At 60.4% G+C, this 4042-nt stretch carries 1 protein-coding gene; it reads left to right on the top strand.

All coding sequences use genetic code 11. The annotated features are described in order from the left end of the window. Positions 1–23 precede the first annotated feature (23 nt). On the top strand, positions 24–4042 hold a 4019-nt coding region (locus tag EPO09_RS03825), incomplete at its 3' end, for a hypothetical protein (RefSeq protein ID WP_290640335.1).

Genomic DNA, 4042 nt, shown 5'->3' with positions numbered 1-4042 from the left:
TCAATGTTTCGGGTGGTGCCACCATGAACAGTGCCGGATCGATCAAGGGAAGCAACGCCGGTTCGATCTCCTTGATCAGCAATAGCGAGGCAGACCTGCAGCCCAAAAATCAGGCCGCCTTCCGCGTTGGCGACAACTTGTCCTTGCAAGGCTATGGCATTGACAAGGGCGGGTCCCTGACCTTGCGTGCAGCCGCTGTGGACCTTGTCAACAACACAGGCACGAGTTCATCGATCAAGAATGGCGATACGGTCGGCTCAGTTCTGATCGGAGCCGATCTGCTCAACCGCGGCGGTTTTCAGGACTACACGATCGAAGGCATCAGCAGGCTGACCGTCACGGAGGGTACCCATCTCACGCCAGGCAAGCTAAGTTGGGCCGCTACACCTGGGCTGCGTAATCTGGCAACCGGCAGCGCATTGGCTTCAGTGATGCAGTCCTTGGTTCAGCCAGATGCCAGCAGGGCAGCCACCAACCTGACGTTGCTTGCTACCGGTAGCAAGATGGAGTCGGGTGGGACGTTGTCGGTGGCACGTGGCGCATCCATCACAGGTGATCCGGGTAGCAAGCTGGCGCTGAAGGCAGGTGGCGCGCTGACCGTTGAGGGTGATCTGCGTTCCGCCGGCGGGCAGATCAATCTTGCATTGGAGAACCGGTCTGTCAAAATCAATGACACCCAAATCGCCACACTGACGGTGGCTTCGAGTGCGACGCTGGACGTCTCCGGGCAAGCGGTTTATCAGCCGTCAAGCGGGCCGTTTGTGTTGGGCAAGGTGCTGGATGGGGGCGCCATCTCGATTGGTCCCGGCACCAATGCGAGTGCCAGTTCAGTGGTGCTGCTGGATGCTGATGCCACTTTGAGGGCAGACGGGAGCGCAGCGGAACTGGATGTAGCACGACCCTTGGGCGGTATCGGTCCCGCATATACCCGGCAAACGGTTGCCAGCAACGGCGGTAGCGTGACAGTCAATATGGTTCAGGGCGGTGGCACGCTGAGCAACCGCATGTCTGCCAAGGGCGGTAACAGCACGGCCGGTGGCGGTGCATTTACCTTGACCATGGCCAATAAGCCGGTAGGCGTTGTGCGCGTCCAGTCTGATGCGGCGACAGGCGGTTACAAGGCAGGCGAGGTCACGGTGTCCAGCAAGGCGCTGACGACCGGGCAGTTTGCGGACGTGACGCTGCAATCGCCTCAGGAGATCAACTTTGTCAACAGCCAGGACTGGCAGTTGCCCCGATCTCTGACTTTGTCTGCGCCAGTCGTGTCGGTGGCAGCCAATTCGACGGTCAATCTCAAGACCGGTGGCATTGTGTTGATGGGCCGTCCTTCTCAATTCGGCAATGTGTTGAGCGCGTTGGGCGATACATCCAAGGACACAGGCACGTTGACGCTGCAAAGCGGCTTGGTGGGCTTGTTTGGTCAGCAGGCCGTCAAGGGGGTCAAGAGCCTGGATGTGAGGGCCAGCTCCGAAGTCCGCCTGATGGGTGTCAGCGAGAGCGATGATGTTTCCAATACGGGCAACATGCCGGGTGCCCTCAAGACAGGTGCAGATGTGGCCTTGCATGCGCCGCAGGTCACCGTGGCTTCGGCATCGAACTACACACTGGATGCAGGCAAGGCGACTGTGACGATTGATGGCGGCGACAAGGGCTCCCTGGCGCCACTGTCTGCAGGCAGCAAGCTGACCATCAAGGCCGGCACCATCAACCAGAATGGCGTGTTGCGCGTGCCTTTCGGCAGCATCACACTGGATGCCAGCAAGATCAATTTTGGCGACGGGCTGACCTCCGTGTCCGGTGATGGCCTCCTGGTGCCGTTCGGCTTTACCACTGGCGGTGGCAAGGTCCTGACCTATCTGGAAGGGAAAGAAGTCACTGCCGTTACAGAGAAGTCCATCGTCGTCAAAGCAGGCAGTGGAGATGCCGCAGTCAGCCAGAACGCTGTCTTGGATCTCAGTGGCGGCGGTGCCATGGTGGCCTACGAGTTCGTACCTGGTCCTGGCGGTTCCAACGATGTCTTTGCAGGGGCGCTCAACGGCGCCTTTGCGGTGGTCCCGACCATCACGCAGTACGCTCCCACTGACGCTGCCATCCTGTCCGATGGCAAATTGAGCCAGGCCTCAGGTTTGGGTAATGCACTGGCGCTGGGCAATACCATCCAGTTTGGCAACAATGGCCTGGTACCCGCCGGGAGCTATGCGATTCTGCCTGCACGGTACGCGCTGCTGCCTGGCGCCTATCTCGTCAAGCCTTCTACCTCGGTGACCTCGGCGGTCAGCCTGGACTACAGCCAGAAGCAGACAGATGGCGCCATGATTGTGGGCGCACAGTTGGGCAGCGCAGGCATGGCCAACAGCAACAAACCCGCATCCGCATTTGTGGTGATGTCATCGCAAACGGCTCGGCGCTACAGCGAGATCAAGTCCACGTTGGTGGACGCCTATTTCCTCGACAAGGCGGATACGGCCGGCACAACAGCTCAGCGCTTGGCCATTGACGCAGGCCGACTGGCCGTTGACGCGGCCACGGCCTCGCTGGCCGGGCAGTTGAAGTTCGACCACGACGCGAGGGCCCAGGGTGGGCAGCTGGATTTGTCTTCCGCGACCATTCACGTCGGGGCCAACAAATTGGAAGGCGCATTGAATGTCACGTATGAGCAGCTGAACCAGTCTGGCGCAGACAGTATTGTGCTGGGTGGTTTGCGTCAATCTACTGCGGCAGATGGTTCGACCGGGTTGACAGTAACTGCTGGCAATGTGGTGGTGGACGCGCAAGCGAAAGATTTGAGTGTGGCTGACTTGACGCTGGCGGCCAGGAATGGCGTGAAGGTCAATGACGGCGTGCGGATCGTGGCCGCATCAAAGGCCATCCAGGCGGATGATCTCGTCGTCAATGGCAACGGGGCTTTGGTGCGCGTCAGCCATGACGCCGGCGCCAACACGAGCCGCAACATGGTGGACGAAGCCGCAGTAGGTGCGGCTGGCGATTTGACGCTGGGGAAAAACGTGGTTCTCACAGGGGGCGCCGTGGTGGCAGAAGCCACACGCACCACCAGCCTGGCCAATGAATCCAGCAACGGCGTGATCATCAATGCCAGCAAGTTGACTTTGGGTGCGCAGCGCATGGTGGCAGGCAACCTGCCATCGGATGCAGCCAAGCCTGGCGTTGGCACGATGGTACTGTCAGATCAGTTGCTCTCGCACTTCAATCAGGCGCAAGAACTGTCATTGCGCAGCTTCAATGGCATCGATCTGTTCAATGGTGCCAGCATTGGCGGCGATGGTATGAGGTCCTTGACGATCGATACAGGCAACTTCCGCGTCAATGGCGACAACGCTGTGGCCAGTCTCCGTGCTGGTTCGGTTCAATTGCGCAATACCACGGGCGTGCAGGCTCAGGTACCTACCTTTGCAGCAGGGCAGTTGAACGTGAACGCCACAGGATTGGCCGGTGGCACCGGCCATATCACGGTTGGCGGTGGTGCCATGGCCGTGTCAGGTGTGGGTGAAGTGAACCTGAATGCAGCAGGCAGTGTCGTGTTAGCTGGCAAGAGTGAACTCGTGTCGCCTGGTGACATCAACGTGTCGGCCAACAGCCTGACAGCAGCCAATGGCGCGCAAGCATCGTTGACCGCGGTGGGGCGGTTCAAATTGACCGCGCCTGAAGCGCCGACGGGCGTGGCACCAGCTCAACCGGGTGTCGGCGCACATGTGTCCATTCAAGCCGACGGCATCGAGCAACGCGGTGTGATCACCTTGCCTTCCGGCGAACTGAACCTGACTGCCAAGCGCACCATTCTGTTTGCAGGCGCGTCCCGCACAGATCTGGCGGGCTTGACCAAGGCGATTGACGGCGTGGCGCTCGACAGCATGGGTGGCACCTTGTCAGTGAAGACCGGCGTCGGCAGTATCACTCAGCAGACGGGCTCGGTCGTTGATGTTTCGGCTGGCGGCGGCGCGGGTACCGCGGGCAGCATGAACTTCTCGGCGATCAAGGGGGGCGTGCAGCTCTCGGGTTCGCTGCTGGCCCGATCGCGCAGTGG

Origin of the sequence: Aquabacterium sp., from assembly GCF_004297345.1 — a bacterium.
In the GTDB taxonomy this organism is placed as follows: domain Bacteria; phylum Pseudomonadota; class Gammaproteobacteria; order Burkholderiales; family Burkholderiaceae_C; genus Aquabacterium.
The sequence above is the reverse complement of the archived record's forward strand: the minus strand, read 5'-3'. Positions and strand labels throughout refer to the sequence as shown.